The 26,804-nt window shown below is 62.3% G+C and carries 30 protein-coding genes; 15 read left to right on the top strand and 15 right to left on the bottom strand.

The genetic code is table 11. The annotated features are described in order from the left end of the window. Nucleotides 1-36 precede the first annotated feature (36 nt). Both G5V57_RS22960 and G5V57_RS22955 read left to right on the top strand, forming a co-directional pair. Complete coding sequence (locus G5V57_RS22960; RefSeq protein ID WP_165169856.1) at nt 37-2,421, top strand: DUF1989 domain-containing protein; 2,385 nt, start codon at nt 37-39, stop codon at nt 2,419-2,421. A 176-nt stretch (nt 2,422-2,597) separates the two neighbouring features. Then, nucleotides 2,598-2,810: a GIY-YIG nuclease family protein gene (locus G5V57_RS22955; protein ID WP_371744592.1), complete on the top strand. Its 213-nt coding sequence runs from the start codon at nt 2,598-2,600 to the stop codon at nt 2,808-2,810. A 259-nt stretch (nt 2,811-3,069) separates the two neighbouring features. Here G5V57_RS22955 and G5V57_RS22950 read toward each other — a convergent pair whose 3' ends face one another. Continuing rightward, entirely contained in the window at nt 3,070-4,179 is a 1,110-nt protein-coding gene (locus G5V57_RS22950) for a DUF2332 domain-containing protein (protein ID WP_165169855.1), read from the bottom strand. Next, the gene (locus G5V57_RS22945) at nt 4,142-5,512 is read right to left on the bottom strand and encodes an NAD(P)-binding domain-containing protein (protein ID WP_165169854.1); all 1,371 of its coding nucleotides are present in this window, start codon (nt 5,510-5,512) and stop codon (nt 4,142-4,144) included. The genes G5V57_RS22950 and G5V57_RS22945 overlap by 38 nt, the downstream gene beginning before the upstream one ends. A 162-nt stretch (nt 5,513-5,674) precedes the next feature. On the opposite strand from G5V57_RS22945, the gene G5V57_RS22940 reads away from it, so the two are divergent. After that, nucleotides 5,675-6,241 carry a hypothetical protein gene (locus tag G5V57_RS22940; RefSeq protein WP_165169853.1) on the top strand — a complete coding sequence of 189 codons (567 nt, stop codon included), beginning with the start codon at nt 5,675-5,677 and terminating at the stop codon, nt 6,239-6,241. Nucleotides 6,242-6,250: 9 nt separating this feature from the next. On the opposite strand, the gene G5V57_RS22935 is transcribed toward G5V57_RS22940, so the two are convergent. From G5V57_RS22935 to G5V57_RS22925, 3 genes are read right to left on the bottom strand one after another with little or no spacing between them, the layout of a single operon-like run. Then, nucleotides 6,251-6,670 (bottom strand): VOC family protein, encoded by a 420-nt coding sequence (locus G5V57_RS22935; protein ID WP_165169852.1) that lies wholly within the window; start codon nt 6,668-6,670, stop codon nt 6,251-6,253. Nucleotides 6,671-6,698: 28 nt separating this feature from the next. Next, nucleotides 6,699-7,337, bottom strand: coding sequence for an NrsF family protein (locus tag G5V57_RS22930; protein WP_165169851.1), 639 nt, complete (start codon nt 7,335-7,337; stop codon nt 6,699-6,701). Beyond that, complete coding sequence (locus G5V57_RS22925) at nt 7,334-7,882, bottom strand: sigma-70 family RNA polymerase sigma factor (RefSeq protein ID WP_165169850.1); 549 nt, start codon at nt 7,880-7,882, stop codon at nt 7,334-7,336. Before G5V57_RS22925 ends, G5V57_RS22930 begins: the two co-directional genes overlap by 4 nt. Before the next feature lie 160 nt (nt 7,883-8,042). Here G5V57_RS22925 and G5V57_RS22920 point away from each other — a divergent pair, with 160 nt between their 5' ends. The 5 genes from G5V57_RS22920 to G5V57_RS22900 are packed head-to-tail and all read left to right on the top strand — an operon-like array spanning nt 8,043 to nt 10,737. Next, nucleotides 8,043-8,312, top strand: coding sequence for a DUF2282 domain-containing protein (locus tag G5V57_RS22920; RefSeq protein ID WP_165169849.1), 270 nt, complete (start codon nt 8,043-8,045; stop codon nt 8,310-8,312). Then, nucleotides 8,312-8,596, top strand: coding sequence for a DUF2282 domain-containing protein (locus tag G5V57_RS22915; RefSeq protein WP_165169848.1), 285 nt, complete (start codon nt 8,312-8,314; stop codon nt 8,594-8,596). The genes G5V57_RS22920 and G5V57_RS22915 overlap by 1 nt, the downstream gene beginning before the upstream one ends. Before the next feature lie 54 nt (nt 8,597-8,650). After that, entirely contained in the window at nt 8,651-9,505 is an 855-nt protein-coding gene (locus tag G5V57_RS22910) for a DUF692 family multinuclear iron-containing protein (protein ID WP_165169847.1), read from the top strand. A gap of 8 nt (nt 9,506-9,513) precedes the next feature. Beyond that, nucleotides 9,514-10,290: a DNA-binding domain-containing protein gene (locus G5V57_RS22905; RefSeq protein WP_165169846.1), complete on the top strand. Its 777-nt coding sequence runs from the start codon at nt 9,514-9,516 to the stop codon at nt 10,288-10,290. Next, nucleotides 10,291-10,737 (top strand): DoxX family protein, encoded by a 447-nt coding sequence (locus tag G5V57_RS22900; protein WP_165169845.1) that lies wholly within the window; start codon nt 10,291-10,293, stop codon nt 10,735-10,737. 16 nt (nt 10,738-10,753) lie between these two features. On the opposite strand, the gene G5V57_RS22895 is transcribed toward G5V57_RS22900, so the two are convergent. Together G5V57_RS22895 and G5V57_RS22890 are read right to left on the bottom strand one after the other, a co-directional pair. Next, complete coding sequence (locus G5V57_RS22895; protein WP_165169844.1) at nt 10,754-11,581, bottom strand: SDR family oxidoreductase; 828 nt, start codon at nt 11,579-11,581, stop codon at nt 10,754-10,756. A 184-nt stretch (nt 11,582-11,765) separates the two neighbouring features. After that, the gene (locus G5V57_RS22890; RefSeq protein WP_165169843.1) at nt 11,766-12,728 is read right to left on the bottom strand and encodes an Lpg1974 family pore-forming outer membrane protein; all 963 of its coding nucleotides are present in this window, start codon (nt 12,726-12,728) and stop codon (nt 11,766-11,768) included. Between the two features lie 175 nt (nt 12,729-12,903). Between G5V57_RS22890 and G5V57_RS22885 the strand changes: the two genes are divergently transcribed. Then, nucleotides 12,904-13,770, top strand: coding sequence for a sulfotransferase domain-containing protein (locus G5V57_RS22885; RefSeq protein WP_165169842.1), 867 nt, complete (start codon nt 12,904-12,906; stop codon nt 13,768-13,770). Between the two features lie 36 nt (nt 13,771-13,806). Then, the gene (locus G5V57_RS22880; protein ID WP_165169841.1) at nt 13,807-14,694 is read left to right on the top strand and encodes an arginase family protein; all 888 of its coding nucleotides are present in this window, start codon (nt 13,807-13,809) and stop codon (nt 14,692-14,694) included. 184 nt (nt 14,695-14,878) lie between these two features. Here G5V57_RS22880 and G5V57_RS22875 read toward each other — a convergent pair whose 3' ends face one another. The 8 genes from G5V57_RS22875 to G5V57_RS22840 form a co-directional block, all read right to left on the bottom strand. After that, the gene (locus G5V57_RS22875; RefSeq protein ID WP_165169840.1) at nt 14,879-15,286 is read right to left on the bottom strand and encodes a GFA family protein; all 408 of its coding nucleotides are present in this window, start codon (nt 15,284-15,286) and stop codon (nt 14,879-14,881) included. Continuing rightward, nucleotides 15,283-15,693, bottom strand: a complete 411-nt coding sequence (locus G5V57_RS35355) for a GFA family protein (RefSeq protein WP_165169839.1) — start codon at nt 15,691-15,693, stop codon at nt 15,283-15,285. Before G5V57_RS35355 ends, G5V57_RS22875 begins: the two co-directional genes overlap by 4 nt. Before the next feature lie 51 nt (nt 15,694-15,744). Next, nucleotides 15,745-16,161: a hypothetical protein gene (locus G5V57_RS22865; RefSeq protein ID WP_165169838.1), complete on the bottom strand. Its 417-nt coding sequence runs from the start codon at nt 16,159-16,161 to the stop codon at nt 15,745-15,747. 75 nt (nt 16,162-16,236) lie between these two features. Further along, a complete protein-coding gene (locus tag G5V57_RS22860; RefSeq protein ID WP_206530329.1) occupies nt 16,237-17,523 on the bottom strand; it encodes an FMN-binding glutamate synthase family protein in 1,287 nt (428 codons plus the stop codon). 325 nt (nt 17,524-17,848) lie between these two features. Further along, a complete protein-coding gene (locus G5V57_RS22855) occupies nt 17,849-18,706 on the bottom strand; it encodes a GXGXG motif-containing protein (protein ID WP_165169836.1) in 858 nt (285 codons plus the stop codon). After that, the gene (locus G5V57_RS22850) at nt 18,694-19,629 is read right to left on the bottom strand and encodes a glutamine amidotransferase (RefSeq protein ID WP_165169835.1); all 936 of its coding nucleotides are present in this window, start codon (nt 19,627-19,629) and stop codon (nt 18,694-18,696) included. The genes G5V57_RS22855 and G5V57_RS22850 overlap by 13 nt, the downstream gene beginning before the upstream one ends. Nucleotides 19,630-19,688: 59 nt before the next feature. After that, nucleotides 19,689-21,161 (bottom strand): glutamine synthetase family protein, encoded by a 1,473-nt coding sequence (locus G5V57_RS22845; RefSeq protein WP_165169834.1) that lies wholly within the window; start codon nt 21,159-21,161, stop codon nt 19,689-19,691. Between the two features lie 97 nt (nt 21,162-21,258). Beyond that, complete coding sequence (locus tag G5V57_RS22840; RefSeq protein WP_165169833.1) at nt 21,259-22,605, bottom strand: FAD-binding oxidoreductase; 1,347 nt, start codon at nt 22,603-22,605, stop codon at nt 21,259-21,261. Nucleotides 22,606-22,763: 158 nt separating this feature from the next. Here G5V57_RS22840 and G5V57_RS22835 point away from each other — a divergent pair, with 158 nt between their 5' ends. The 5 genes from G5V57_RS22835 (at nt 22,764) to G5V57_RS22815 (ending at nt 26,783) form a co-directional block, all read left to right on the top strand. Continuing rightward, nucleotides 22,764-23,519, top strand: a complete 756-nt coding sequence (locus tag G5V57_RS22835) for a FadR/GntR family transcriptional regulator (protein WP_165169832.1) — start codon at nt 22,764-22,766, stop codon at nt 23,517-23,519. A 35-nt stretch (nt 23,520-23,554) separates the two neighbouring features. Further along, nucleotides 23,555-24,418, top strand: coding sequence for a DMT family transporter (locus tag G5V57_RS22830; protein ID WP_165169831.1), 864 nt, complete (start codon nt 23,555-23,557; stop codon nt 24,416-24,418). 7 nt (nt 24,419-24,425) lie between these two features. Beyond that, complete coding sequence (locus G5V57_RS22825) at nt 24,426-25,292, top strand: phytanoyl-CoA dioxygenase family protein (protein ID WP_165169830.1); 867 nt, start codon at nt 24,426-24,428, stop codon at nt 25,290-25,292. A 93-nt stretch (nt 25,293-25,385) separates the two neighbouring features. Next, entirely contained in the window at nt 25,386-25,853 is a 468-nt protein-coding gene (locus tag G5V57_RS22820; protein WP_165169829.1) for a J domain-containing protein, read from the top strand. A 24-nt stretch (nt 25,854-25,877) separates the two neighbouring features. Then, entirely contained in the window at nt 25,878-26,783 is a 906-nt protein-coding gene (locus G5V57_RS22815; protein ID WP_165169828.1) for an MBL fold metallo-hydrolase, read from the top strand. Nucleotides 26,784-26,804 lie beyond the last annotated feature (21 nt).

The following is a 26,804-nucleotide window of genomic DNA, read 5'->3' as shown; positions in this document are numbered from 1 at the left end:
TGTGCTCTCCCCCTAATTGAGCTAGCCTTACGTGCCATGAACAGGTTCGAGAAGAGCTTCCAGAACCGCGTGGTTGCCGGGCACGCGCCACGTCCGAGCCTCATCTACACGCCGGGCCTGCCGGCGCTGCCGCGCGGCACCGAACTCTACAAGATCGCGGGCGGCGGCACGCTGATCCTCGATATCAGGGCCGGCGACCGGCTCACCGTCACCGATCTCGAAGGCGGTCAGGCGGGCGAGATCGTCGCGGCCGGCGGCGACGGCCGATGCGATCCCGCGCTGCTGGGCGTAACCGAAGCCGGCGATGCCAAGGGCATCAGGGCCTCGCTTGCCAGCGACGACGTAACGGCGGCGCGCAGCCGCATGGCGCTCGCCCGGCGCAAGATCGATCTCGGCGGCGCCAAGGCCATCCGGCTTTTCGGCGCCCTGTCTCCCGCCGGCAGCAAACAGGACTTCAGGGCGCGGCGCGATGGCGTCGTGATCATCGGCGCGCCCGGCGGCAAGATGGATCTCGAGGCGCAGGACACGGCGACGCCCTTACAAGTGAAGGTCGAGCGCGCCACGCCGCCCCGCGAGAACGAACCTGTCCCCCTGCCCGATCCCCTCGCCGATCCCATCCAGGACATCCGCGTCGATCGGGCGACCGCCCGCGCCTATACGGTGCGCGCCGGCGAATTCATCCAGATCATTGATGTCGCCGGCCGGCAGATGACCGACTTCCAGTGCTTCTCCCGGCGCAAGCTCGACAAGGGGATCGAAAACGCGCTCGACGGCACGATCACGCGCACCATGACCGGGCGCGCTTATCCGACACCCGGGCTGCTGTCGAAGATGTTCGGCTTGGACTTCGAGCCGCTGGTCGAGATCGTCCAGGACACGGTCGGCCGGCACGATTTCTTCGCCACCGCCTGCAGCAGCCGCTACTACGACGATGTCGGCTATCCAGGACATGTGAACTGCACGGAGAACTTCAACCGCGCGCTCAAGCCCTATGGCGTGACGGAGCGTCCGGGCTGGGAGGCGATCAATTATTTCTACAATACCCGCGTCGACGACCAGAACCAGATCTACTACGACGAGGCGTGGTCGCGTCCCGGCGACTATGTGCTGATGCGCGCACTCACCGATCTCGTCTGCGTTTCGTCGGCCTGTCCCGATGACATCAATGTCGGCAATGGCTGGAACCCGACCGACATCCATGTCCGCACCTATTCCGGCAAAGAAAAATTCTCGAGAGCGGTGGCCTATCGCATGACTCCTGACGCCGACCCCCAGATGACGCGCGAAACCGCGTTCCATGCGCGCTTTTCGGCGCTGACCCGCAATTATACCGAATATCGCGGCTACTGGCTGCCGCAGCGCTTTAACAATGACGGACCGGTCGAGGAATATTGGGCCTGCCGCGAACGCGTGGCGGTGATGGACCTCTCGCCCTTGCGCAAATTCGAGGTGACCGGTCCCGATGCCGAGGCGCTCATGCAATATTGCGTGACGCGCGACATGCGCAAGCTGTCACCGGGCCAAGTCGTCTACACCGCGATGTGCTACGAGCATGGCGGCATGATCGACGACGGCACGGTATTCCGCCTGGCCCAAAACAATTTCCGCTGGATCGGCGGCGACGACTATAGCGGCATCTGGCTGCGCGAGCAGGCCGAGAAGATGGGCTTCAAGGCCTGGGTGCGCTCATCGACCGATCAGCTCCACAATATCGCGGTGCAGGGCCCGAAATCGCGCGACCTCCTCAAGGAGATCGTATGGACGCCGCCGGCACAGCCCCAGATCGGCGAGCTCGAATGGTTCCGCTTCACGGTCGGCCGCATCGGCGGCTTCGAGGGCGTGCCGCTCGTCGTGTCGCGCACCGGCTATACGGGCGAGCTCGGCTACGAGATCTTCTGCCATCCCAAGGACGCGCTCGCCGTCTTCGACGCCGTCTGGGAGGCGGGCCGGAAATACGGGCTCGCTCCGCTCGGTCTCGAGGCGCTCGATATGCTGCGCATCGAGGCTGGACTCATCTTCGCGCATTACGAATTCTCCGATCAGACCGATCCCTTCGAGGCCGGCATCGGCTTCACCGTGCCGCTCAAGACCAAGACCGACGACTTCATCGGCAAGGCGGCGCTGCTCGAGCGCAAGGAACATCCGCGCCACAAGCTGGTCGGACTCGATATCGATTCCAATGTCGCGGTCGGCCATGGCGACTGCGTCCATATCGGGCGCGCCCAGATCGGCGTCGTCACCAGCGGCACGCGCTCGCCGGTGCTGAAGAAAAACATCGCGCTCGCAAGGGTCGACGTCACTCATTCGGTGATCGGCACCGAAGTCGAGATCGGCAAGCTCGACGGCCACCAGAAGCGGCTCCCGGCCCGCATCGTGCGCTTCGCGCATTACGATCCGGACAAGACGAAGCCGCGGTCGTAGAGCGACTTTTCCCTCAATCCCTCACCCTGAGGAGCAACGCCGAAGGCGTTGCCTCGAAGGGTCCTTCAGGCGAGACAAGAATGGCTTGGGTTTACATCCTGCATTGCGCGGACGGCAGCTACTATACCGGCCTGACGCGTGCTGAAGAGCCCGATTAACGTCTGTCTGAACATCTCATGAAGCTCTCGCCAGGTGCCTATACCGCGTCACGACTTCCCGTCCGGCTCGTTTATGCGGAGTACTTCGATCTTGTCGTCGATGCAATTGCCGCAGAGCGCAAGATCAAAGGATGGTCTCGGTCCAAGAAGGAAGCGCTAATCAGCGGAGACTGGAAGCTGATTCAGTCTCTGGCGAAACGGCGCGGCGGCAAGCCTCTCGCCTCATCCTGATGGACCCTTCGAGGCAACGCCTTCGGCGTTGCACCTCAGGGTGAGGATTTGAGAGAGAATTTCAGCTCAAGGCCGGGGTCGCACCTCAGGCTGAGGGTTGGAGAGAGAAATAAACCCAGGCCATTCTGGTCTTTCCTGATGGACCCTTCGAGGCAACGCCTTCGGCGTTGCACCTCAGGGTGAGGATTTGAGAGAGAATTTCAGCTCAAGGCCGGGGTCGCACCTCAGGGTGAGGATTGGAGAAACAACACTCCCCGCATCACCCCGCCATCCACTTCACCCAGCGGCCATGCGCGTCGCCCAAGGCGAGGAGATGATCCTCTCCCGGCCAGACGCGCACCCGCAGGGAGAAGGCCTTGTCGAGCTCGGGATCAGCCTCGAAGCGCATCCACGCGAGGGGCGCATCGCGCGTGGCCGAGGCGCCGGTCTTCTCCATGTGCACGGCTATGCGCTCCTGACTCGCTGTGGGGAAATACTGGAAAGCGATCGAATGGAACAGGATCTGCATCTCGCCCCAGGCGGGTGTCGCACCGATGTGGCTTTCGACCCAGGCCGCCGCATCGCGGCGCTCGACATGCACGGGATGATGCTGGGCGATGGCGAAAGCGGCGTTCAGACGCTTCACGCGCGGGGCCTGATCGGGCCACACATAGGCCAGCAGCCGCTCGCGGTCGCGCGGCAACGCGGCATCGAGCGGCGCCACATCGCAGCCCGACCGCGCGATCACTCGCGGCGTCATATTGGGCGGCGCCTCACCCTCCCATTCGGGGGTGAGGAAAAGCGCAGAGCCGGCGGCGCCGAATGTGTCCTCGCCGAAGCGATAGGCGTAGCGATCGAGATTGAGATTGAGGCCGGCGCTGGCGCCGACTTCATAGAGGCGCATCGGCAAGGGATAATGGGCCCAGAGCCAGCACAGACCGGCATAGAGGATGGAGGAGCGGCCGACCTCGTTCGTCTGCGGCGCCAGATCGAGCCAGGGCTCGATCTCGGGTCCGGCGGTAGTGAGCGCCCCGGCGACCGCGGCCCACAAGGCCTCGCCGTCCGGCAGCAGATTGGGCGGATAGAAACGCGCCAGCTCCGGCAGGCGGCCCTTGCGCACCAGACCGTTGAGCGCGCCGACGAAACGCAAAGGCACAGAATCCGCCTTCGCATCGGGATCGCCTTCCCAGGACAGGATCGTCTCGCCGACCAATGTCGACCGGTCGAGGTTTTCGGCCGCGAGCGCGCAAAGAAGCGACGTGAAGGGAGAGCCCAGATTGCGGCACCATTCCGCCTGAAGGCGGAAGGCGTCGCGGACTCTCGCTTCGTTGTCGGCCGGCGATGCGGTCGCTTTACTCGGCCGCTTCCCGTCGTGATCCTGTTTTGCCATTGCCCAGATATGACTCCATGGAATCATCCATGGCGTCAACCCACGGGGTGTGATGGGCGGGAGACATGGTGCCGGTCATCAGAGAACGATAGGCCTTGTTGCGGAACCCCATAATGTCGTCCACCTTGTGGTGCTCCCACTCCATGAAAGTATGGTTGGTCGCCTCGATGTCGAACTTCGGGTAATCGGTGGCCTCCAAGAGCTCCTTCACATAGTCGCCCTGGAACCAGATCATCTGCTCGGCATTCTCGAGCTTCTCCTCGCGCTTGCGCCAGGCCTTGCTGTGCTTGGCCATCTTGTCCTTGGAGGGAAGCTTGATGCGGCCCATCATGACGTCGCGGGCATACCAAGCCTGGGCGTCGAACATGTTGAACGTATAGAACTGGTCCTGCATGCCGATGTAGAAGAGCCGCGGATTGTCCTCCCACGCGATACCCTTATAGAGGCCCAGCGGCCACAAACGGTTCGTCGTCTTGAGCCGCAGATCGTCGGTGAGGAAGGGAAAGTGATGCAGATAACCGGTGCACAGGATGATCGCGTCGACTTCCTTGGATGAGCCGTCCTTGAAGTGAGCGGTCTTGTTCACGAGTTTCTGGAGCAGCGGACGCTCGGTGAAATTGTCCGGCCAGTTGAAGCCCATCGGCTTCGAGCGGTAGCTCGCGGTGACCGATTTCGCCCCGTATTTCCAGCATTGCGAGCCGATATCCTCGGCCGAGTAGCTGCGGCCGACGATGAGGACATCCTTGCCCTTGAATTCGAGCGCGTCGCGGAAATCATGAGCGTGCATCACACGGCCGTTGAAAGCCGCGAGGCCGTCGAAATAGGGAACATGCGGCGTCGAGAAATGGCCGGTGGCCACCACGACATAGTCGAACTCCTCCGCATACATCCTGTCCTTCTTGCGGTCATGCGCGGTGACGGTGAATTTCTTCGTCTTCTTGCTGTAGGTCACCATGCGTACGGGTGTGCAGAAGCGCACCCATTTGCGCACGCCGGCCTTCTGCACGCGGCCCTTGATATAGTCCCACAGCACGGCGCGCGGCGGATAGGACGCAATCGGCTTGCCGAAATGCTCCTCGAAGGTGTAGTCGGCGAATTCCAGGCACTCCTTGGGGCCATTGGACCACAGATAACGATACATGCTGCCATGCACCGGCTCGCCGTGCTCGTCGAGGCCGGTGCGCCAAGTGTAGTTCCACAGGCCACCCCAATCCTCCTGCTTCTCGAAGCAGACCACTTCGGGGATCTTGGCCCCCTTCTTCCGGGCCGACTGGAAGGCCCGCAATTGCGCCAATCCGGATGGTCCCGCGCCAATCACCGCAACTCTCGTCATTTCCCAGGCTCTCCTCTTTCGCCGGCCCTGCCCCATGGCGGGCGGACGTTATATTTTTGACTTGCCGACCAATTCCAACCACTATTAGGCCAATTCTGAACCAATATTGCAATCGGAAAGAGTATATTGCAGTGCGGCATTGGTCAGGCTCAGAGTGAATTAATGAAACGACTCTCCAACAGCGAACTCAAGAGCAATTTTATTGCCTGGCAGTGCCGGCTCCGACAGATGGCTATGCGCGATCATGGCGGGACACCCATGCCGGGCTTCCGACCCCAGGTCGCGAGCCTCATGGGCGAGATCATCATTCCAGAAATGACAATTCTGCTGGTGCCGAACAATCCCGAGGAGAGTACCGCCTTCTTCAAGTTCCAGCTTCAGAAGACGAATGACCACCGTCAGGCTTTCGAGGCAGGCCTTAAATATCTGGCGGCGGATTTCTACCAGTTGCCTGAGCTCTTCTCCGACGAGATCACCGCCGTCTTCGCCAAGGGCTCGGCCACCGCCGCGCGCCTGGTCAAGTTCAAGACGGTGCTGCTCGATTTCGAGCAATATGCGCAGCGCTACCGGTTGTCCTGCGCCGTCAAGCGGCTGGCGCCGCGCGATATCTCGCGCGAGGCGAGCCTGTGGCACAACAGGCTGTTCAATCCCAATCTCGGCAATGACGCCGAGGTCCTGAGCTTCAGGCCGAATTGGAAGAATGCCATGGCCGAACCCTGGCCTGGCTGAGTCCCAACTCTAGAACGTGATCTTCACCGAAGGGGCGCTGCGTGTGGCCTCGCCGTGATAGACGGCCTCGATATTGTTGCCATCCGGATCGAGCAGGAAGGCCGCATAGTAGCCTGGATGATAGGAACGCTCGCCTGGCCCGCCGTTGTCTCTCCCACCCTCGGCAAGCCCGGCTTTGTGAAAGGCATCGACCATCGCGCGGTCCTTAGCCTGGAAGGCCAGATGATGGCGTCCGGTCAACCGCCCTTGCGCCGCCGCGCTTGCGGCGGTTGAGACGAACAGCTCGTCAGCCCAGAAATAGCTGTCTTCGGAACTGCCAATCGGAATCTGCAGCGCGCCCAGAACCGCTTCGTAGAAGCGGCGGCTGGCGTCGAGATCCTTGACGACAAGCTGTATGTGATCGATCAGGCGACCGCGATGAAGTTCCATGGCATTCCCCGTCTTTCGCGACGCGCGCCTACCAGGCAAGCCAGCGCCGGCCGGCAAGATAGCCGAGCAAGGTCACGAGACCAATGGCGATCGAATACCAGGTCATGACGAAAAGCGGACTGTCATCGATGCAGTGGCTGGCATAGAGGGTCGCGCCAATGGCGCCGGCGGAGAGACCCGCCAGCGCGCCTGCAAGACCCGGACTGGCCGGCGCGGCCCGTTTCAAGGCGGCGACGAACGCCACCAGGGGAACGATCGAGAGCACTGGGATCACTGTCAGGCAGAACCACCAATTGGTGCCGATAAGGCGTGGCAGCCAGTTCGCGGACGGGATGACGAGAAGCTCCGCGATCACCGCCAGGATCAGCAGGACGGGTGCGGAGGCGAGCGCCAGCAGCCGGAGGCCCGGCACGGCCTCCGGCCGGATGATCGTAAAAACCAGCCAGATCGCTGTCGCGGCGAGGGTCAAGGTGAAAACGAACTTGAACAGGAATCGATAGGTCTCCGCCGCCGCGGCGATATCGGGGCGATAGCCGATCACGCTCATGAACAGGACAGCGGCGATGAGCGCCCCGCCCAGTATGGCGCAGCCCAGCACGACACGCGGCTTGGGCGCCGCATGAGGGCGATCCTTGGCGAGCGCCTCGATGAGATCGTCGGTTCTCATGTGCCGCGCTCCCGATAGATCGCGGCGAGCGCCTTCACCGCGCGATGCAAGGTCACCCGGATGGCGCCTTCGGTCATCTTCAGACGCTCGGCCGTCTGACGCACCGAGGCTCCCTCGACGGCCAGAGAGCGCACCACATCACGCTGCTTCTCATTCAGGTTCTCCAGCATGCGTCCGACATCGTAGCCGTCGAGCGCCGGCTGCTCTTCGGCCGCCAGACTCTCCGCCACCGTCTCGATCGGCACCTGGGTGCGGTGGCCGCGCCGGCGCATCTGGTCAATGAACTTGTTACGGGCGATAGCGGAGATCCACGGCCCGATGGGACGTTCGCTGTCCCAGGTCTGGCGCTTCAGATGAATAGCGAGCAGCGTATCCTGCACCACATCCTCGGCGTCGCCAGCCGAGAGTCCGTAACGCGCCAGGTTGCGGCGAGCGGCGGCGCGGATAGCCGGCGTCACCGCTTTCAGGAACTTCCTGTAAGCGGCCTCATCGCCAGCCATCGCGGCGCGCATCAACACAGCCCATTGCTCCTCGTCAGCGCTCATATGCCCGCTTGATCCTTCTTCGCCGGCCATGGTCACTTCGTTACAGGCTCTCATCCGACGCTTGCGCCGGAAAATTCCCGTACCGAGTGTAATGCCTCCGAGCCTCCTTGCGAATACGTCGATATGGGCCTGCGAGGCTCATGTTGACAAGGAGGAGATTATGAATCGCCGTTCCCTCAATCTCGCATTGGCGGGCTCGCTCGCTTCCGCCATGGCTCTGCTCGCCCTTCCGGCCCAGGCCCAGGAGACAGAGCAATGCTATGGCGTAGCCATGAAAGGCCAGAATGACTGCAAGGCCGGCATGCATGACTGCAAGGGCATGTCGACGACCGACTATGATGGTGAATCCTTCAAGCTGGTCCCGAAAGGCACCTGCACGTCCATGGTGACGCCCAAGGGCAAAGGCTCGCTGGAGCCGATGAAGTCATAATGACTACGATCCTCTCAAAGGCCGTGCTCGCCGCCTCGCTCGCCACCGCCGTGACTCTCCTCAGCATCCCGCAGGCATCCGCCGACGGCGAGAAAGAGAAATGCTACGGCGTGGCGCTGAAAGGCCAGAATGACTGCGCCGCCGGACCCGGCACCACCTGCGCCGGAACGTCCAAGGTGGATTATCAGGGCAATTCCTGGAAGCTCGTTCCCAAGGGCACCTGTGCCACGATCAGCACGCCCTTCGGTCCAGGCTCCCTCGCGCCCCTCACGCGGCCATCCTGACAAAAAGCGCGCGGCGGGGTGTCCCGCCGCGCTCTCCAGAAACGGAGATCCAACATGGAACACACCAAGCTGCCGCGCACCGCCGGCGTCGGATTCAAGCCCGAACATTTTGGCGAAATCGTATCAGGCCATCAGCCGATCGGCTTCTTCGAGGTTCATGCCGAGAACTATATGGGCGACGGCGGTCCGCCGCATGCGCAGCTTACTTACATCAGAGAGAACTACGCGCTGTCGCTGCATGGCGTCGGCCTGTCGATCGGCTCGATGCAGGATCTCGATCGCGCGCATCTCGCGAGACTGAAGAGACTCTGCGAGCGCTATCAGCCCGAGAGCTTCTCCGAGCATCTCGCCTGGTCGAGTCATGACACAGTATTCCTCAACGATCTGCTGCCGCTTCCCTATACAAACGAAACTCTGCGGCGCATCAGCGCCCATGTCGATCAGGTCCAGGATACGCTGGGCCGGCGGATGCTGCTCGAGAATCCCGCGACTTATCTGCTCTTCGCCGAGAGCACCATTCCCGAAACCGACTTCCTCGCGGAGATCTCGCGCCGCACCGGCTGCGGGCTGCTGCTCGACATCAATAATGTCTTCGTATCGGCGACCAATCACGGAACGGAGGCCGCCGCTTATCTCGCCGCTTTCCCGCTCACGGCCGTCGGCGAGATTCATCTGAGCGGCCATGCCGCGACCGAGGACGAGGCCGGCGCCCCCCTTCTCATCGACACGCATGACTGCGCAGTCGCCGATCCGGTCTGGGCCCTCTATGAAAGAGTCATTGCCCAAACGGGTCCGATCGCCAGCCTTATCGAATGGGACGACAAGATTCCCGCCTGGCCGACATTGCGCGGGGAAGCGCTGGCGGCGCAGGCGATCCTCGACCGGGCCCGGCGCGCGGCCGCGGCGTGAGGTGTACCATGCCCCATGATACGCAGACACGATTTGCCGACGCCCTGTTGGACCGGACCCGTCCTCTGCCGGCCGGTCTCGCTTCCTGGACCGGGGCCGCGCCCGTCAAGCGTTATGGCGTCTATCGAAACAACGTGGCGACGGGCCTGGCGCGCGCCCTCGCGGCGCGCTTCCCGGTCACCGAGAAGATCGTCGGTGAGGAGTTCTTCACCGCCATGGCGCGCGACTATGTCACCGCTCATCCGCCCGCCTCTCCGGTGCTGCTCGGCTATGGCCATGACTTCGCCGAGTTCGTTGCGGGCTTCGCACCGGTGGCAGGCCTCCCCTATCTCGCCGACATCGTGCGGCTCGAGGACGCGCAAGTACGTGCCTATCACGCCCGCGACATGGTGCCGATCGCGCCGCAGATCCTGGCCCGCATGGCGCCCGAACGGATGAGCGGCTTGACCTTTCGCTTCCACCCCGCCGCGCGTGTCGTCCGCTCGGCCTTTCCGATCGTTACCATCTGGTCGATGAATGTAGGACTTTCACCGCTCGAGCCGGTCACATGCTGGCAGGCGGAGGACGCGCTCGTTACCCGGCCGCAATTGTCTGTCATCACGCGCCAGATCGGGGCCGGCAGCGCCGTGTTCCTGCTCGCCTTGATCGCTGGCGCCGCGCTCGGCGAGACATATGAGGAAGCGGTCGTAACCGATCCGGATTTCGATCTCGGACAGAATCTCGCCGACCTCATGCGCTCCGGCGCCGTTGCCGACATCGTTGCCGTACCATCGCTGGAGGCGTGAATGATACGCGCCGAAAAAGTCAGCGCCCTCTTCGAGCGTATCCCATATGCGCTGATCGCGCTCGTCGCCCGGGTGGCACCTGCCGCCGTCTTCTGGCAATCGGGACAGACCAAGCTCGACGGCTGGCGCGTCTCCGAAAACGCCATCTATCTGTTCCGCGAGGAATACCGCCTGCCGCTGATCGATCCCGTGATCGCGGCGCATCTCGCCGCCTTCGCCGAGCATTTCTTTCCGATCATCCTGGTGCTGGGGCTCGGCACACGCTTCGCCGCACTGGCGCTCCTCGCCATGACGCTCGTCATCGAGGTCTTCGTCTATCCCGATGCCTGGCCGACGCACGGCACCTGGGCCGCCTGCTTCCTGCTCCTGATGGCGCAAGGCGGCGGCGCCTGGTCGCTCGATCACTTGGTCAAAAAGAACCGCGCCACTTATTCAGCCTCGCTTTGAGGCGCGACCGGATATTCTACAAGGGCGGCGGCTGCGGTGCTGCGTCGGCGCAGCCCGCCACCTGCTGGTCGAAATCGATGATCGAGCCGGTCATCATGCCGGACTCCTCGCTCGCCAGATACGCGATGGCGCGCGCCACCTCGTCCGTCTTGAGCAGGCGGCCGAAGGGCAATTTCTTCTCCGCCTCCGCGAGCCAGCCGTCTTCCGCATTATGATAGGACTTCATGATGCGGTCCTCGCCCGGCGTGTCCATCCAGCCGATGCACAGGCCGTTGACCCTGATGCGATGACGCATGAGGCTGAAGGCGACATTTTTGGTGAGGGTGATGAGCGCGCCCTTGGAGGCGCAATAGGCGGTGATGAAGGTCTGGCCGCCATGGCCCGACATCGAGATGATATTGACCATGGTGCCGCCCGACTTCTCTCGCCGCATCAGTTTGGCGGCGTCCTGCATGAGGAAGAAGGGCGCCCTGACATTGACGGCGAACATCTGGTCAAAGAGCTCCGGGCTCGTATCCCAGATGCTGCCGCGATCGGTGATGCCGGCGACATTGACGAGGATGTCGGCGCGGCCGAAGGCTTTGTCGGCCGCGGCGACGACCGCGCGGCTGTCCTCGACCCGGCCAAGATCCGCCTTCACGAAGACCGTCTTGGCGCCCTTCTTCTCGAGCGCCGCCTTGACCTTCTCGCCATTCTTCTCATTGCGGCCGCAGATCACCAAACCCTTGGCGCCGCGATCGGCGAAGAGATGAGCGGTCGCTTCGCCCAGGCCCTGCGTGCCGCCCGTCACGATGGCGACTTTTCCGTCGAGTGAAGCAAGCTGGTAGGCGCCGGCACTGGTCATGATGCGGGATCCTCGCTTTGAGACTGGAGAACGTCTTTCTAGCGGATTTCACCTACCCTTCGCCATTGCCTCCATTCCAGCAGCCGACGGCCGGGCCGGTGCGGCTCAGAACCACAAAACGCCGAGCGCCCTTGTTCAACGAGCGCCCGGCATTCGCTCTGTGAGCGAGAAAACGTGATTCCGGTCAGCCACCATCACCGATAGAGACTTTAACAAACGGGCCGTGAATGATCCGGTCGCCCTTGTCGCGCTCATCGAATGGCGCGGCCGTATCGTAGAGGCCGAAATAGGAATCGACCCTGTAGCCCAAAGAGAACTTGGCATTCTCGGTAACGAGCCAGGACAGGGCCGCACTTGCCTCCAGATTGGGCACGACGACTGATTTGGACCTGCTTATATCTGGCTCGAAGGCTGTTCCGCTTGATGTCACCGAACCCGACAGTTTATGCTTCTGCTTACCGAACAGCAAAGCGCCCGCCGCGGCAACATCGAGCGCAAACTGATCTGCCAAGTGCATCATCGCGCCGAAACCGATGCGCGGACCGATTCCGCTGAATGTCCGCTTGTAGTCGAGATCACCGGTTTCATAGCCGCTGTAGTAACCTGACGAAGAGAAGTTCGACGACACGGCCCCCTTGCCTTTAAACTGAGCATAGCGCAGGCCAGCAAAAAGCCGGATGTTGGAGCCATCGCCAAGCGTTCCCAACCCCACATCGCGTCCGATCTCCAGATCGGCCATGTAATGCCGCTCGCGATGATCGACGCTGGCCTGTCCACCCGCTATGAATGGAGGCTCATCGCTCTCCATATAGAAGCTGCTTTCGCCGTCCTCCTTGTTGCTTTCGCCATAGCGCAAGCGGGCCAGGAACGACCACGGGCTGCCGGCCGGCTGGAATCCGACCTCACCACCGACGCCCCAGCCCTCTTTGGGTTCCAGCGAGATGCCAATCGGATCATTCTCGAAAAGTCCGTAGAGCGCCGAATCGCCGTCAAAGAATAGATACTGGCCTTCCACCGCGGCCCACCAGCGGTCCTGTCCCGGCGCGACCACATCGGCGGCGAGCGCACCCCGCTCTACCGTGACGAACAGCGCGGTGGCGGAAACAGTAGCGAGTACTGTCGATCTAAATGTCCTCAATCTCAGCATGGCCCCCTCAAATCATCTCATGTGCATGGCGCCACCTAGAATTTTCGAGCCCTGATTTGTCAATGAACCTAACGTTTACTCACCCCACGATCCCAATCGGAGGTCATATTGAAAGACCACCGGTGGGCCGGTACGCCTGAACGCAGATGTGCAGCTTCGCCGAAAGGAATCGATCTTGACCGCAGACCCAGCAGCAAACGACGTCCGCAAGGGCATCGTCTGGATCGCGTCTTACCCAAAGTCAGGCAACACCTGGACGCGCGCCTTCCTGCACAACCTCATCAAGATCGTCACTGGCGACGGCGACGGCGCGCAGAAGATCAACGAGATGAACGAGTATTCGACCTGGGACATCTCGGCCGAGATCTACCAGGAGTTCCTCGACAAGGACCCGCGCGAGGCGGACCGCGCCGAGATCGCCCAAGTTCAGGAGAAGATCGCCGAGCAAACCGACGGACTGAGCTTCGTCAAGACGCACAACGCCCTGACGATGGACCGCGGCTTCCCGACGATCAACTCGGCGGTCACGTCGGGCGCCATCTATATCGTGCGCAACCCGCTCGATGTCGCGATCTCCTATGCCCATCACATGGGCCGCTCCATCGATCACGCCATCGAATTCATGGCGAAGCCGAGCCTCGAGACGAGCGTGACCGAGAAATCGGTCTATGAGGTCTATGGATCATGGAGCGAACATGTCCTGAGCTGGACGCGCAAACCCAACCGCGCCGTCCATGTCATGCGCTATGAAGACATGATCGCCGATCCCTCGGCGACCTTCGGCAAGCTCGCCCGTCATCTGCTGATGGTGCCCACGGCGGCGCAATTGGCGGAGGCCACCGATCGCTCCTCATTCGACCGCCTGCAGAAGCAGGAAGCCGAGGAAGGTTTCACCGAACGACCCAAGGTCTCCAAGCAGTTCTTCCGGGAAGGCAAGACCGGCCAATGGAAGACCGCGCTGACTCCCCGCCAGGTCCGCCGCATCGTCACCGCGCATGAGGCGCAGATGGCGCGCTTCGGGTATCTGCCCGAACAAGCCTGACCTCCGGGGCGCCGGCATGCTAGGTTCGCGTCCAGGATGCCACGCTACCAGATCATCGAAGCCCCCTCCGTGCTCGGCCTGTGGCCGTCCGGCGTGCAGGATGCGCCCCGCGTTCTCCTGGAAATGGGCCTCGGCACGGGATTGGGCATCGAGAAGACCACGCGGCTCGAGGCGCCGCCCTACGATCCGCGGCGCGATCCGGCGACGAGGATGCTCAACCCGGCCGGCCTCCTCTCCTATACGCAGCTTCTCGCGCGCGAAGTGTGGAACATGCTGGAGGATGGCGACGTCCCCATCGTGCTCGGTGGCGATTGCAGTATCCTGCTCGGCCCGGCCCTGGCATTGCGCGAGCGCGGTCGCCATGGCCTGCTCTTCGTCGACGGCCATATGGATTACTGGGACGCGGCGGTCGAGCCCTATGGCGAGGCGGCCTCCATGGACCTCGCGCTGGTGACGGGGCACGGACCGGCCCTCCTCGCCAATATCGACGGGCTCGGCCCCTATTTCCGGCCCGAGGACTGCGTCGCCTATGGCACACGCGACCATTTCTACAGCTCGGACTACATCGAGACACCCTGTCCGGCCGAGATCATGCGCCTCGATGTCAAGGAGGCGCATGCGCTGGCTGAGGCCGGTGTCGACCAGGCCCTGGCGCGTTTGACCGATGGCCGGCTCGAGGGATTCTGGATCCATTTCGATGTCGATGTGCTCGACGACGAAACCATGCCGGCGGTCGACTACCGGATGCGGGACGGGCTGTCCTTCACGGAGCTGAAGCGCCTGCTCGGCGCCGCCTTCGACACCGGCAAGGTCAAGGGCATGACGCTCACCATCTACAATCCCAATCTCGACCCGCAGCGCACGATCGCCCGCAATCTGGTCGCGGCGCTGCTCGAGATCCTGAACCGTGATGAGATCATATAAGTTCTCGCAACGAAAAAGCTCCGATGCTATCCGCCTCCGGCGACTGTCAGCTTGATGAACGGGCCGTGGATGATCCGATCGCCCTCATCGCGATTGTCGAATGGGCCGCTCATGTATGCGAGGACTGAACTTTCTCGAATTCAGTTTAACGAATGAGGATGAACTGTCCCCAAGCGACTGTCACTCAAACGGGCTCTTGTGGAAACTGAACCACACCTTCCGGAATAGTCATCCCGGGCAGCTTGCGCGATGTCCAGATGTGGATGGCCCGCGCCATGTCGACCGGCTCATCGAGCGATCCGGCTTTGATGGTCACAGCTTCCGAGACGCCTTCGCGCTCATGCCAAAGGCGCGATCCGCAATTCGGGCAAAAGAAGCAGTGCACGTGCCGGCCGCTGTCGGCGCGGCGTGTCCACACTGTGGTCTTGCCTTTCGTGAGGCGGAAGCCAGCGCGCGGAACGACGAACGACATGCCGAAGGCCGAGGCCGACTGCCTGCGGCATTCGATGCAGTGACAGGCATAAAGCGCCAGCGGCTCGCCGGCGAATTCATAACGCACCGCACCGCATTGGCATCCGCCGGTCCACGTCATCCTGTCGGTTCCTTGGCAAACTGCCTCGCGTCCCCCGGTATGATCACTCCCGGGAGCCTGCTCGCCGTCCAGATATGAATGGCCCTCGCGATGTCGGGTGGGTTGTCGAGCGATCCACCCTTGATGACGACGATATCGGGTGCGTCCTGCGGCTCGTCCCACAGCCTGCTTCCGCAGCCGGGACAAAAGGCGCAGCGAATTTCAATGCCACTGCCACTCCGTCGCGACCAGAAATTTGGCGCGCCTTGGGTCAGGCGGAAACCGGTGCAGGGGAGAGGTAGCGAAATGCCGAAAGCCGACGCCGACTGCTTGCGGCATTCGGTGCAATGACAGACAAACAGCGCAAGGGGCTCGCCTGCGATTTCATAGCGCACAGCGCCGCACTGGCATCCGCCGGCTCGTGTCATGCCCCACTTTATGGCAGGGATTGCGGGTGATCAATGTTCACCCGCCAAAGATCACCCGACTTTGCGATAGGCCTTGTTCAGCTGCACCATCGGGTGATTGGGCGACATCTGGAACTTGATCAGCAATTCGCGCGCCATCATGTCGCGATCCTGCTGATTGTCCGGCAGTTTCACCTTCTTCGGGATGCGCACCCAGCCATTGCAGTTGCGATCGAAGATGGCAGGCTCGCCCTCCTCGTAGCCCATGTGAACATCCTCGAGCCAGTTGAGGTCGTCCCAGCCCATGAATTCCATATAGCCTTTGAGGAAAGGCGTGATGCGCTTGTAGTCGGGGATCAGGTTCACGTCATAGCGGTAGCCGATATGCTGGCCGATCTCCTTTTCGCGCGACGAGGAAAGGCCGGCCTTGTCCTTGATGAACTGGTCGACCGACTTGATTTCCGAGCCCTTGTAGCTTGTGCCTGCCATTGTTTTCTCCTTCGGAGACGCCCCCCACCCCTGCCCCCTCCCCGCAAGGGGGAGGGGAACAGGGCGAGAAGTCGGTCAATATTTGTGATAGTTCCCGCCTTCCATGCCGACCGTGTAGTTGGTGCCGGCGAGCGGCACCTTGCACATGGCGGAGGCCTCCATGGTGAGGGCGGCCAGATCCTCGGGCTCGAGCGAGTGGATGTTCGTCTTGCCGCAGGCACGCGCCAGCAATTGCGCTTCCATGGTGAGCGTATGGAGGAAATTGTAGACGCGCTCGGCCGCCTTGTCGGGATCGAGGCGCTGGCGCAGCACCGGATCCTGGGTGGCGACGCCGACCGGGCAGCGGCCGGTATGGCAGTGATAGCAGAAGCCGGCATCGACGCCGATCTCGGCCGGATAGTCGGTCACGCCGTCTATGTGCTTATTGCAGTTGAGCGCCATCAGCACCGAATGGCCGATCGCGATCGCATCGGCGCCGAGCGCCAGGGCCTTGGCGACATCGCCGCCATTGCGGATGCCGCCGGCATAAACGAGCGAGATCTCGCCCTTCTTGCCGAGCTCGTCGATGGCGCGGCGCGCCTCGCGGATCGCGGCGATGCCGGGAACGCCCGTATCCTCGGTCGCGATATGCGGGCCGGCACCGGTGCCGCCCTCCATCGCGTCGATATAAATCGAGTCCGGATCGCATTTCACCGCCATGCGCACGTCGTCATAGACGCGCGCCGCGCCGAGCTTGAGCTGGATGGGGATCTCCCAGTTGGTCGCCTCGCGGATCTCCTGGATCTTGAGTGCCAGATCGTCAGGGCCCAGCCAGTCGGGATGGCGCGCCGGCGAGCGCTGGTCGATGCCGGCCGGCAGCGAGCGCATCTCGGCGACCTGGTCGGTCACCTTCTGACCCATCAGATGGCCGCCGAGGCCGACCTTGCAGCCCTGGCCGATGAAGAACTCGCAGGCATCCGCCAGCCTCAGATGATGCGGGTTGAAGCCGTAGCGCGACTGGATACACTGATAGAACCACTTCATCGAATAGCGCCGCTCGTCGGGGATCATGCCGCCCTCGCCCGAGCAGGTGGCCGAGCCCGCCATGGTCGAGCCGCGGGCGAGCGCGATCTTGGCCTCATAGGACAAGGCGCCGAAGGACATGCCGGTCACATAGACGGGGATGTCGAGCACCATCGGGCGCTTGGCGCGCGGGCCGATGATCGTCTTGGTGTCACATTTCTCGCGATAGCCTTCGATCACGAAGCGCGTCAGCGTGCCGGGCAGGAAGGTGAGGTCGTCCCAATGCGGGATCTTCTTGAACAGCGAGAAGCCGCGCATGCGGTAGCGGCCGAGTTCCGACTTGATGTGGATGTCGTTCATGACCTCCGGGGTGAAGATCTTGGACGAGCCCAAGAGATATTTCTTGCTCTCGGCGGGCGCGCGCGACAGCGCGGCAAGGCCGGTGGCGGTACGCTTGACGGCGCTCTTGCCGTTGGTCTTGGCGAGCGCCCTGGCGGCGGGCTTCGCCTTCGCCTTTTCCTGTTTCTTGTTGGCTACTTTCTTCACTGGTTTTTTGGCCATGGCAGATCCTCACCTGATTTCGTCATCCCGGCGAAAGCCGGGATCCATTAAATTCTCACCACGCGAACAGCGCTTCCCGGATTGTCCCTGTTCAGTAGATCCCGGCTTTCACCGGGTTGACAGCCTAGAGCACCAGCTTCTTCTCGCCGGGCTCGAGATTGTCGTAGTTCCACAACTGCTTGCCGGCGACGATCTTCTTGAAATGGCCGATGCCCTTGGCGGGATACATGCCGTACATCTTAAGCTTGCGGGTCAGCCATTCGCGGTCGAGCGCGGTCATCTCGCCCGGCACCGCGTCGACGCCGAGGCTCCTCGCCTCGCCGCCCAGATAGATGGTGCCGTCATACATGGAGTCGCCCAGGTTCTTGCCGGCATTGCCGCAGATCACCATGCGGCCGCGCTGCATCATGAAACCCGAGAACGAGCCCGTGTCGCCGCCGACGATGATATTGCCGCCCTTCTGGTCGATGCCGGTGCGCGCACCAACCGAGCCTTTGCAGACTATGTCACCGCCGCGCAGCGCCGCGCCGAACTGCGAGCCGGCGTTCTTCTCGATGAGAATGGTGCCGGACAGCATGTTCTCGCCGCAGGCCCAGCCGACACGCCCCTTGATCTTCACATTCGGCCCGTCGAGCAGGCCGCAGGCGAAGTAGCCGCAAGAGCCCTCGATATAGAGATTGAGCCGGTTGAGGATGCCGACGGCGAGGGAATGCTTGGAGCCCGGGTTCTGCAGCACGATCGTGCCATAACCGCGCTTCATCAGGTCGCGCAGCTGCGCATTGATCTGCTTGGTGTCGAGCTTCTCGCAGTCGAGTTCGGCGCGCTTGTTGAAATCGACATCGAGAGCATCCGGATAGCCGTAGCCGCCACCCTCCTCCGTCACATCGAAGAAACGCTGCTGCGTCTTGCCGCGCAAGGCCTCGGTGTGCATGCCCATGTCATGCGAGACATGGGCCTGTTTCGTGGTGGTCAAGCCCGCCATACGCGAACCTCCTCATCATAGGGATCCCAGGTGTCGATCTCGTGCGGAATGACGGCGCGGATGGCGACCTCCTCGGAGGCGAGCGCAACGAGGTCGTCGCTTTCGTAGAGAACCATGGGCTTGGCCGCCATGGTGTCCTTGGCCATGCCGAGCGCGTCCTTGGTCGAGACGAGATAGGTGAAGACGCCGTCGATGTCCTGGATCGACTGGCGCAGCGACTCCTCGAGTGTCGCGCCATGCTCGAGATTGTAGGCGGTGTAGACCGCGAGCAGCTCGGAGTCGCAATTCGACATGAAACGATGGCCGCGCCGCTCGAATTCGCGCCGCATCATCCAATAGTTGGTGAGCTGGCCATTATGAACGACGGCGATGTCGTTATAGGGATAGGCCCAGTACGGATGGGCGGAGCGGATGTCGACATCGGACTCGGTCGCCATGCGCGTGTGGCCGATGCCGTGCGTGCCCTTGAACTTGCGCAAATCATACTGCTCGGCGACGCGCGCCGCATCGCCCAGATCCTTGATGAGCTCGAGCGCATTGCCCATCGACAGGATCTCGGTGCCGTCGACATCCTCGACATAGTCGGCGAGCTTCTTCATGTCGCCGTCATACTGGATGCGATAGCGATAGGCGTAATCGGTGGCCTCGTCCTTGTCGATGATCTGCACGCCAAGCGCCGCCAGGCGCTCCTCGACCTTGGCGCGGCGGCGCTTGACTTCGTCATGAATGTCGAAGCCCTTCGCCATGTCCTCCTGCTCGGCCACCTTGAAGCGCATGACATATTCGTTGCGCCCGGGCGTGCCGTAGATGGCGTAGCCCGTCGAGTCGGGCCCGCGATGCTTGAGCGACTGGAGCATCTGGGTCATTTCCTGACCGATGTTCCCCGATCCCTTGCGGTGGATGAGCCCTGCTATACCGCACATGATTTGACTCCTTCCGTTTCAGTTCCCGCGCCCCTCGCGGGAGCGCGGGACGATCTCATTCATGGCAAGCAATTGAGATAGGTATCGAGATCCCATTGGGTCGACGTATGGAGGAAACGCTCCCATTCATCGCGCTTGTATTCATCGTAGAGGCGGTGCATCTCGCCGGGCATCGCCGACTTGATGACGTCGTCCTTCTTCAAGGCTTCGAGCGCGTCGCCGAGCGTCATCGGCAGCTTGCGCACCTGCTTGCCGGCTTCCATGGCGGCATAGATGTTGCGCTCTTCCGGCTTGCCGGGGTCGATCTTGTTGCGGATGCCGTCATCGGCGGCGCGCAGGATAGCGCCCGCCATCAGATAGGGATTCACCATCGAGTCGACGGCTCGGTATTCGAAGCGCCCCGGTGCGGAGATGCGCAGGCCCGTGGTGCGGTTCTGGAATCCCCAGTCGGCGAAGACCGGCGCCCAGAAGCCCGTATCCCACAGCCGGCGATAGGAGTTGACCGTCGAGCAGCCGATGGCGGTGAGCGCGCTCAGATGCTTGACGATGCCGCCGATCGTATAGAGGCCGAGCTTGCCCGGCATCTGCCTGTCCTTCGTGTCGGGCAAAAAGGTGTTCTCGCCGCCGCGGCGATACATGTAATTGTGCTCGAAGCCCGGCAGGGCCTTGGGATCGTTGCCGAGCGCCTTGAACTCGTCCTTGCCACCCTTCCACAGCGAAACATTGTGGTGGCAGCCATTGGCCGACACGCCCATGAAGGGCTTGCACATGAAGCAGGCGATGATGTTGAACTCGCGCGCGACCTGGGCGCAGATCTGGCGATAGGTGGTGAGGCGGTCGGCAGTGCGCAGCGCGTCGTCATAGTTGAAGTTGAGCTCGAGCTGGCCGGGCGCGTCCTCGTGGTCGCCCTGGATCATGTCGAGGCCCATCTTCCGGCCATATTCGATCACCCGCATATAGACGGGGCGCAGGCTCTCGAACTGGTCGATATGATAGCAGTAGGGATTGGAATAGCCGCCATTCGGGTTGCCGTTGTCGTCCTTCCTGAGCCACATCATCTCGGGCTCGGTGCCGTGGCGCATGCGCAGGCCATGATCCTTCTCGAACTGGTCATGGATGCGGCGCAGATTGCCGCGGCAGTCGGAGGTCAGATAGGCGCCCGGATTCTCCTTCTCCTCGCGATTGCGGAAGAGCGTGCAGAACATGCGCGCGACGCGCTTGTCCCAGGGCAGCTGCATGAAGGTCTCGGGCTCGGGCACTCCGACGAGCTCGGCCGCTTCCGGCCCATAACCCAGATACTCGCCGCGCCGGTTCATGAACAGATTGACGGTCGCGCCATAGACGAGCTGGAAGCCGCCATTGGCGATGTTCTCCCAGTGATCGGCCGGGATGCCTTTGCCCATGATGCGGCCGGTCACGGAGACGAATTGCAGGTAGAGATATTCAATGCCAAGCTGATCGATCTTTTTTCGCACCTGCTTGATCAGCTCGGCGCGACCATCGCTTTTGATGAATTTCTCATAATCAGTCATGTGGCGTTTCCTCTTGTTTGTCCGGTTCTTGATGGCGCGGCTAGCGAAGCCCTTTGCGGCAGAACCGGTTGGGTCGGGTTAAGGCACTGTCAGTCGATCAACTCCACGGGAAGGGGCTGTTGGAGACGGGATGGAGTTTGCCCTCGGCGTAGCGAGAGAAGCGGAACGGCTCGAGCAGGCGCGATTTCTCGCCGCAGATCTCCTGCGCGGCGAGCTTGCCGACGCCGATCATCTTGTAGCCGTGGTTCGAATCCGCGATGACGAAGACATTGTCGCGGAACACGTCGAAGACCGGGAAATTGTCGGGCGTGAAGCAGCCGAGACCACCCGATTTCTCGTCCTTCTTGTAGATGGAGATCTTCCCCTCGAAGCGCTTCTGGCAGTGGGCCAGCATCGAGCACCATGTCTCAATGAAATCGTCGCCGACGATGAAATCGGGCGAATCCGGTCCATAGGGGTCGATGGCGATCTTGTCGGGCTCGCCCTCGACCTTGTAGGGCGAGGCGCCGCCCTGCACGCCGCCGAAGTTGAAATCTGGCTTGTAATAGAGGCCCCACAGCTTGTCGGTGAGAAGCCTTCCGTCGACATCGGAATGAAGCGGCGCGTCGGTGTCGACATGGATGACGGGCGGCATCCTGCCGTCATTGGTCTTGTGCATGTTGGGGTCGACGCCGAGGGTGCCCTCTTCCAGGCACCAGTATTTCCACATGCGCACATTGTCGTGCATCTTGCCGTCGCGGCCCTTGATCGAAATGCTGCGCGGCAGGTCCAGCATGTTCCAGACCTGGTTGACCCACGGCCCCACGCCGACCACGACATAGTCGCAGGCGATGCGGCCCTTGCTGGTGTTGACGGCGGTCACGGCCTGCGAATTGCTGCCGAACTCGAAGCCGTTGACCGTGACGCCGGTCATGATGCGCACGCCCTCGGCCTCGGCCTTGGAGGCAAGCCCGTAGATCGAGGCGGTATTGTTGGCGTAGCCGCCCTTCTTCTCGTGCAGGACGGAAGTGATGCCCTTGGCCTGCCAGTCGTCGAACAGACCCTTCATATAGGTCATCGAATCCTTCTCGCCTTCGATGAAAGTCGAGGTATAGCCGATGGCCTTCTGCTGCTCGTAGATGGTGCCGACCTGCTGGTGCATGAGCTCCGGCGAGATCTGCATATAGCCGACGGCGTGATAGGAATAGGCCTTGGGATCGCTCTCCCAGACCGACACCGAATGCGCCATGAGCTCGCGCATGGCCGGCTGATAGTAATTGTTGCGCACCACCCCGCAGGCGATGCCGGATGCACCGGCGGCGATCGACGTCTTGTCGAGGACGAGGACGTCCTTGCCCGAGCCCTTGCCGGTCTCTTTCAGTTTCAATGCCAGATGATAGGCGGTGGAGAGACCGTGAATGCCGGCCCCGATGATCACATATTTCACACCGGACGGAACTGCCATGACGCGCGCTCTTTCCTCCTGCGAAACCCAGTCCGGGCGGATTGGGCTGAACCGGTTTGATTGCTTTTCTCGGGACAAAACCCGCGGTTCTGGCATAATGATCCACAAATTCAGACCGATTGCAAACCAATTTTTGCCAATTACAACCAATTGAGACCATGATCCCTGACCAGCAAGACGAGCTCCTTAAGACCCGCACCCCCCTCGAAACGGAGGGGGAAGATCCGCAGCTTGTCGCCACCAGGGGTGCCAATTCGATCACGTCGCGGCTCAAACGGGCGATTGAGAGCGGCGTTTACAGCGACGGCGACCAGTTGCCGCCCGAGCGCCAGCTCGCCGTCGCCTTCGGCACGGCCCGCTCCACTATCCGCAAGGCGCTGGACCAGCTCGAGCTGAAGGGCCTGGTGGTCCGGCGCGTCGGCTCCGGCACCTTCGTGAGCTATCAGGGCCCGGTGCAGGATACGATGTCGGACGTCACCGATCTCATCTCGCCTCTGCAACTCATCGAGGCGCGAATCGCCATCGAGCCGTCGATGGCGCGGCTCGCCGCGCTGCACGCCTCGGCGCGCGATCTCGACGCGATCGAGAGCATCCTGCTGCGCATCGAGGCGACCAATGGCGATCAGGACCTTTTCACCAAGCTCGATTCCGAGCTGCATCTGGCGATCGCCCGGTGCTCGCGCAATCCCCTGCTCTATCGCCTCTATCAGCACATCAACACGGTCAGGAACCATGCGCAGTGGGAACAGATGAAGCAGATCATCCTGGTGAAGGAGAAGATCGACATCTACAACCAGCAGCATCGCGCCATCTTCGAGGCACTGAAGATGCGCGATCACGCCACGGCCGCCGATCTCATCGCGCGGCATCTGGAGACGGCACGCCAGGATCTGGTCGGCGCCGACAGCATTTAGGACGAGCATAAGCCGATGGTCGGCGGGGGCGTGACATGAATCCGGTGCTCCTCGGCACGCTGGCGGCCTTGTGCTGGGGAATGCTCGATTTCATGGCGAGCAAGATCGGCCGGCGCATCGGGCCGCTGCCGGTCGCCGCGGCAGTCACGCTGTTCGGCCTCATCCTCATCACTGTCTGGCTTCTGGCCTTTCACGAGCTTCCCGTCCTCAGCCGGAGCGACATAGGCTGGCCCATCGGCGCCGGCGTCGCCGTGGCGCTTGCCACCTGGTGGCTCTTCACGGCTATCGCGTCAGGCCCGGTCTCGCTCGCCGTGCCGGTGACCATGTCCTATCCGGCAACCAGCGTCCTGCTCGGCGCCCTTCTCGGCAGCGTCCCCAGCCAGACCCAGCTCGCTTTCGTCGCCCTCATCCTGTTCGGTGCGTTCCTCGTCGCCTGGGGCGAAGCCGAAAGCGAGGCGCGACAGGATGAAAGCCCGCGCCGATGGCGGCGCACCGTCATCTTCGCGATCCTCGCCCATCTCGCCTTCGTCTTCGGCGTTTTCGCGGGACAGAAATCAGCGCTCCTCTTCGACGAGATCCAGACAGTCTGGATCTCGCGCCTTGCCGGGTCGGCGATCATGCTGCCGCTGCTCCTCGCGAGGCCCGCCTCGGCCGGATCGCGACTATCCAGCCTCCCGGCACTCGTCGCCATGGGCCTTCTCGATGTCGTGGGCATCACCTTGCTTTTCGCTGCCGGCAAGACCGATCAGCCCGAGCTCGCGACCGTATGCGCCACGGCATCGGGCGCCATCACGATCGTACTCGCCAGGATATTCCTGAAGGAGAAGATCGCCTATCTTCGCTGGCTTGGAATTGTCGCCACCTTCTCCGGAATCGCCGCCCTCTCCGCAATGAAGTGAGGTTCGAATGATCGCCATCACGCAGAAGCATCTCGACGATTTCGCCCGTGACGGCTTCGTCGCCGTCGAAGGCGCGCTCACCCCGGAGGAAATCGCCCGGGCGCAAGCGCGCTTCGAGCCGCTGTTCTCCGGCACGTTCGAGACCGGGCTTTATCCCGATGAATGGAACTGGCGGCTGGGCCGCGACCGCGAGGACCTGACAAGGCAGATCTGCAACGGCTGGAAGTCGGATCTCACCATCGCCTCCATCGTGCTGCGCGCCGATGTCGGCGAGGCCTGCGCCAGATTGCGCGGCTGGCCGGGGGCGCGCATCGGGCAGGACAATGTCATCTGGAAGCCACCGGGCGGCAAGCCGCTCGGCTTTCATCAGGACGATTCCTACAATCGCTGGATCCAGCCCAGCGAAATGATGACCTGCTGGATAACGCTCGACGATACGAAGGCCTTCCAGGGCACGATCGAGCATGTGCGCGGCTCGCATCTGTGGCCGGTGTCACCGCCGATCAAGCAGTTCCACGCGCCCGACGACGCGCTCGCCGATCTCAAGCCGGCTGCGGAAGCGGCGGGCGCCAAAGACTACGAGATCGTGCCGGTCGAGGTGCCGGCAGGCACGGCGGTGTTCCACCACGGACGCACCTGGCACGGCTCGCGCGACAACAAGGGCAGCAATCCGCGCCGCTCGGTCATCGCCCATTGCATCTCCTCCACAGCGAAATTTCATCCGCGCGAAGTGAGCTATATTTACTCGCGCTACAAGAAGGCCCACTCGACCGAGATGGACGAAAGCTATTTTCCCGTGCTCTGGCAAGGCGATGGCTATCGCACTCAATGGCTCGACGACTATATGAGGCGGGGGCGCGCCGCTGCGGCGTAAACCAAACCGATTAAATTTTAACGACAATTATAATAGTTCGATAGGCGCTGATCGGGCAATCTCCCGGAATAGAAAGTATCCGGGGAATCGCCGATGTTTGGATCAAGCGAAGCAGAACGCCAGCGCGTCGCGGTAACGTTGACGCTCGCTACGGGCGAGGTGCTCAACGGCCATGTCTTCCTGGCAACAGCGCAGAAGCTGCGCGACCTTCTCAACAATCCCGATCAGTTCATTGATTTCGAGAAGCGCGACAACACCGTGGCGATGATCGGCAAGCGCTCCATTGCGATGATCGCGGCTCTCGACATGCCGCGCACCGATCATCTCTATCGCCGCACCGTCAGCCCCGCCGCATTCGACCCCTATCACACGCTGGGCATCGACCGCGGCGCCAATGCCGGCGAAGTGCGCGCCGCCTATCTCGCCAAGGCACGGCTCTATCATCCCGACAAGCTCGCCAGCAAGGATGTGCCGAAGGAAGTCGGCGACTACATGAACGCCATGTTCATCCGCATCCAAAAGGCCTATGACGAACTGGAAACGACCAAGACCCTCGCCTGATAATTCCAGAGCTCGCAAGGCCACATGATCGCAGAGAACACGATCGCGCACCTGCGCGTATTGAAGCCACTCCCCTTCGTCTACGCATTCTATGACGGACGCGTCCCCGATGTCCGGCTCCATTCGGAAGCGGAGAACTGGCTCGACGACGGCGGTTTCGCGCTCGGCATCGCCAGCTACGCGCTTGTCGATGAGGACGATGCGCTCGTCTACGACACGCATCTGTCGCCCGCTCATGCGCGCAAGATCAGGACGTTCCTCGATCGCATGGGCACGAAGCGCATCCGCGTCGTGCTAAGCCACCATCATCTTGATCATGTGGCCGGCAACGAAGCCTTCGCCGATTGCGAGATCATCGCGCACGCGCTCACCTTGCAGCATCTCGAGCGCAACCGCGCCGCGATCGAGGCCGGCGTCTGTGACGGGCCGCCGGCTATCGCGCCCCTTTTTCTGCCCCAGACCGTCTATGAGGACCATCTGCGACTCGAGGTGGGGCGACTGGACGTGAATCTGCGCCACGCCAATATCCACAGCGACGATGCCACGCTTCTCCATATCGAGGAACTGGGCCTGCTGTTCGCCGGCGACACGCTCGAAGACACCGTAACCTATGTGTCGGAGCCGCGCGCCCTCGATGCGCACCTGGCCGAGCTCGATCGTTTGTGGAGCTGGAACATCGCGCGCATCCTGCCCAATCACGGCGACCCGCTCGTCATCTCGGCGGGCGGCTACGAGAAGCCTCTCATCCGCGCGACCCAACAATATATCCGCATGCTCAAGCGCTGCGTCGGAGAGCCGGAGCTGCGCGCGGCCGATCTCGCGACGCTCATCGCCGGCCCCTTGCAGGCGAAATGGGTGAACTACTTCGCGCCCTATGAGGCAGTGCACCGCAACAATGTCACGGCGGTGGTGGCCGCTCACAGCAATTGATTACCGGTTCATTCAAATGAA

The sequence above is a fragment of the Nordella sp. HKS 07 genome (genome assembly GCF_011046735.1).
Classification (GTDB): domain Bacteria; phylum Pseudomonadota; class Alphaproteobacteria; order Rhizobiales; family Aestuariivirgaceae; genus Taklimakanibacter.
The sequence above is the reverse complement of the archived record's forward strand: the minus strand, read 5'-3'. Positions and strand labels throughout refer to the sequence as shown.

Excerpts from the sequence above, each read along its gene's own strand:
- G5V57_RS22930 (WP_165169851.1), bottom strand. The coding sequence starts at position 7,337 with ATGAGAACCGACGATCTCATCGAGGCGCTCGCCAAGGATCGCCCTCAT.
- G5V57_RS22890 (WP_165169843.1), bottom strand. The coding sequence starts at position 12,728 with ATGCTGAGATTGAGGACATTTAGATCGACAGTACTCGCTACTGTTTCC.
- G5V57_RS22835 (WP_165169832.1), top strand. The coding sequence starts at position 22,764 with ATGATCCCTGACCAGCAAGACGAGCTCCTTAAGACCCGCACCCCCCTC.
- G5V57_RS22955 (WP_371744592.1), top strand. The coding sequence starts at position 2,598 with ATGAAGCTCTCGCCAGGTGCCTATACCGCGTCACGACTTCCCGTCCGG.
- G5V57_RS22950 (WP_165169855.1), bottom strand. The coding sequence starts at position 4,179 with ATGGCAAAACAGGATCACGACGGGAAGCGGCCGAGTAAAGCGACCGCA.
- G5V57_RS22855 (WP_165169836.1), bottom strand. The coding sequence starts at position 18,706 with ATGGCGGGCTTGACCACCACGAAACAGGCCCATGTCTCGCATGACATG.
- G5V57_RS22925 (WP_165169850.1), bottom strand. The coding sequence starts at position 7,882 with ATGAGCGCTGACGAGGAGCAATGGGCTGTGTTGATGCGCGCCGCGATG.
- G5V57_RS22905 (WP_165169846.1), top strand. The coding sequence starts at position 9,514 with ATGCCCCATGATACGCAGACACGATTTGCCGACGCCCTGTTGGACCGG.
- G5V57_RS22940 (WP_165169853.1), top strand. The coding sequence starts at position 5,675 with ATGAAACGACTCTCCAACAGCGAACTCAAGAGCAATTTTATTGCCTGG.
- G5V57_RS22880 (WP_165169841.1), top strand. The coding sequence starts at position 13,807 with ATGCCACGCTACCAGATCATCGAAGCCCCCTCCGTGCTCGGCCTGTGG.
- G5V57_RS22825 (WP_165169830.1), top strand. The coding sequence starts at position 24,426 with ATGATCGCCATCACGCAGAAGCATCTCGACGATTTCGCCCGTGACGGC.
- G5V57_RS22915 (WP_165169848.1), top strand. The coding sequence starts at position 8,312 with ATGACTACGATCCTCTCAAAGGCCGTGCTCGCCGCCTCGCTCGCCACC.
- G5V57_RS22865 (WP_165169838.1), bottom strand. The coding sequence starts at position 16,161 with ATGGCAGGCACAAGCTACAAGGGCTCGGAAATCAAGTCGGTCGACCAG.
- G5V57_RS22960 (WP_165169856.1), top strand. The coding sequence starts at position 37 with ATGAACAGGTTCGAGAAGAGCTTCCAGAACCGCGTGGTTGCCGGGCAC.
- G5V57_RS22945 (WP_165169854.1), bottom strand. The coding sequence starts at position 5,512 with ATGACGAGAGTTGCGGTGATTGGCGCGGGACCATCCGGATTGGCGCAA.
- G5V57_RS22900 (WP_165169845.1), top strand. The coding sequence starts at position 10,291 with ATGATACGCGCCGAAAAAGTCAGCGCCCTCTTCGAGCGTATCCCATAT.
- G5V57_RS35355 (WP_165169839.1), bottom strand. The coding sequence starts at position 15,693 with ATGACACGAGCCGGCGGATGCCAGTGCGGCGCTGTGCGCTATGAAATC.
- G5V57_RS22850 (WP_165169835.1), bottom strand. The coding sequence starts at position 19,629 with ATGTGCGGTATAGCAGGGCTCATCCACCGCAAGGGATCGGGGAACATC.
- G5V57_RS22920 (WP_165169849.1), top strand. The coding sequence starts at position 8,043 with ATGAATCGCCGTTCCCTCAATCTCGCATTGGCGGGCTCGCTCGCTTCC.
- G5V57_RS22845 (WP_165169834.1), bottom strand. The coding sequence starts at position 21,161 with ATGACTGATTATGAGAAATTCATCAAAAGCGATGGTCGCGCCGAGCTG.
- G5V57_RS22895 (WP_165169844.1), bottom strand. The coding sequence starts at position 11,581 with ATGACCAGTGCCGGCGCCTACCAGCTTGCTTCACTCGACGGAAAAGTC.
- G5V57_RS22815 (WP_165169828.1), top strand. The coding sequence starts at position 25,878 with ATGATCGCAGAGAACACGATCGCGCACCTGCGCGTATTGAAGCCACTC.
- G5V57_RS22840 (WP_165169833.1), bottom strand. The coding sequence starts at position 22,605 with ATGGCAGTTCCGTCCGGTGTGAAATATGTGATCATCGGGGCCGGCATT.
- G5V57_RS22820 (WP_165169829.1), top strand. The coding sequence starts at position 25,386 with ATGTTTGGATCAAGCGAAGCAGAACGCCAGCGCGTCGCGGTAACGTTG.
- G5V57_RS22860 (WP_206530329.1), bottom strand. The coding sequence starts at position 17,523 with ATGAACGACATCCACATCAAGTCGGAACTCGGCCGCTACCGCATGCGC.
- G5V57_RS22910 (WP_165169847.1), top strand. The coding sequence starts at position 8,651 with ATGGAACACACCAAGCTGCCGCGCACCGCCGGCGTCGGATTCAAGCCC.
- G5V57_RS22935 (WP_165169852.1), bottom strand. The coding sequence starts at position 6,670 with ATGGAACTTCATCGCGGTCGCCTGATCGATCACATACAGCTTGTCGTC.
- G5V57_RS22830 (WP_165169831.1), top strand. The coding sequence starts at position 23,555 with ATGAATCCGGTGCTCCTCGGCACGCTGGCGGCCTTGTGCTGGGGAATG.
- G5V57_RS22875 (WP_165169840.1), bottom strand. The coding sequence starts at position 15,286 with ATGACGTGGACCGGCGGATGCCAATGCGGTGCGGTGCGTTATGAATTC.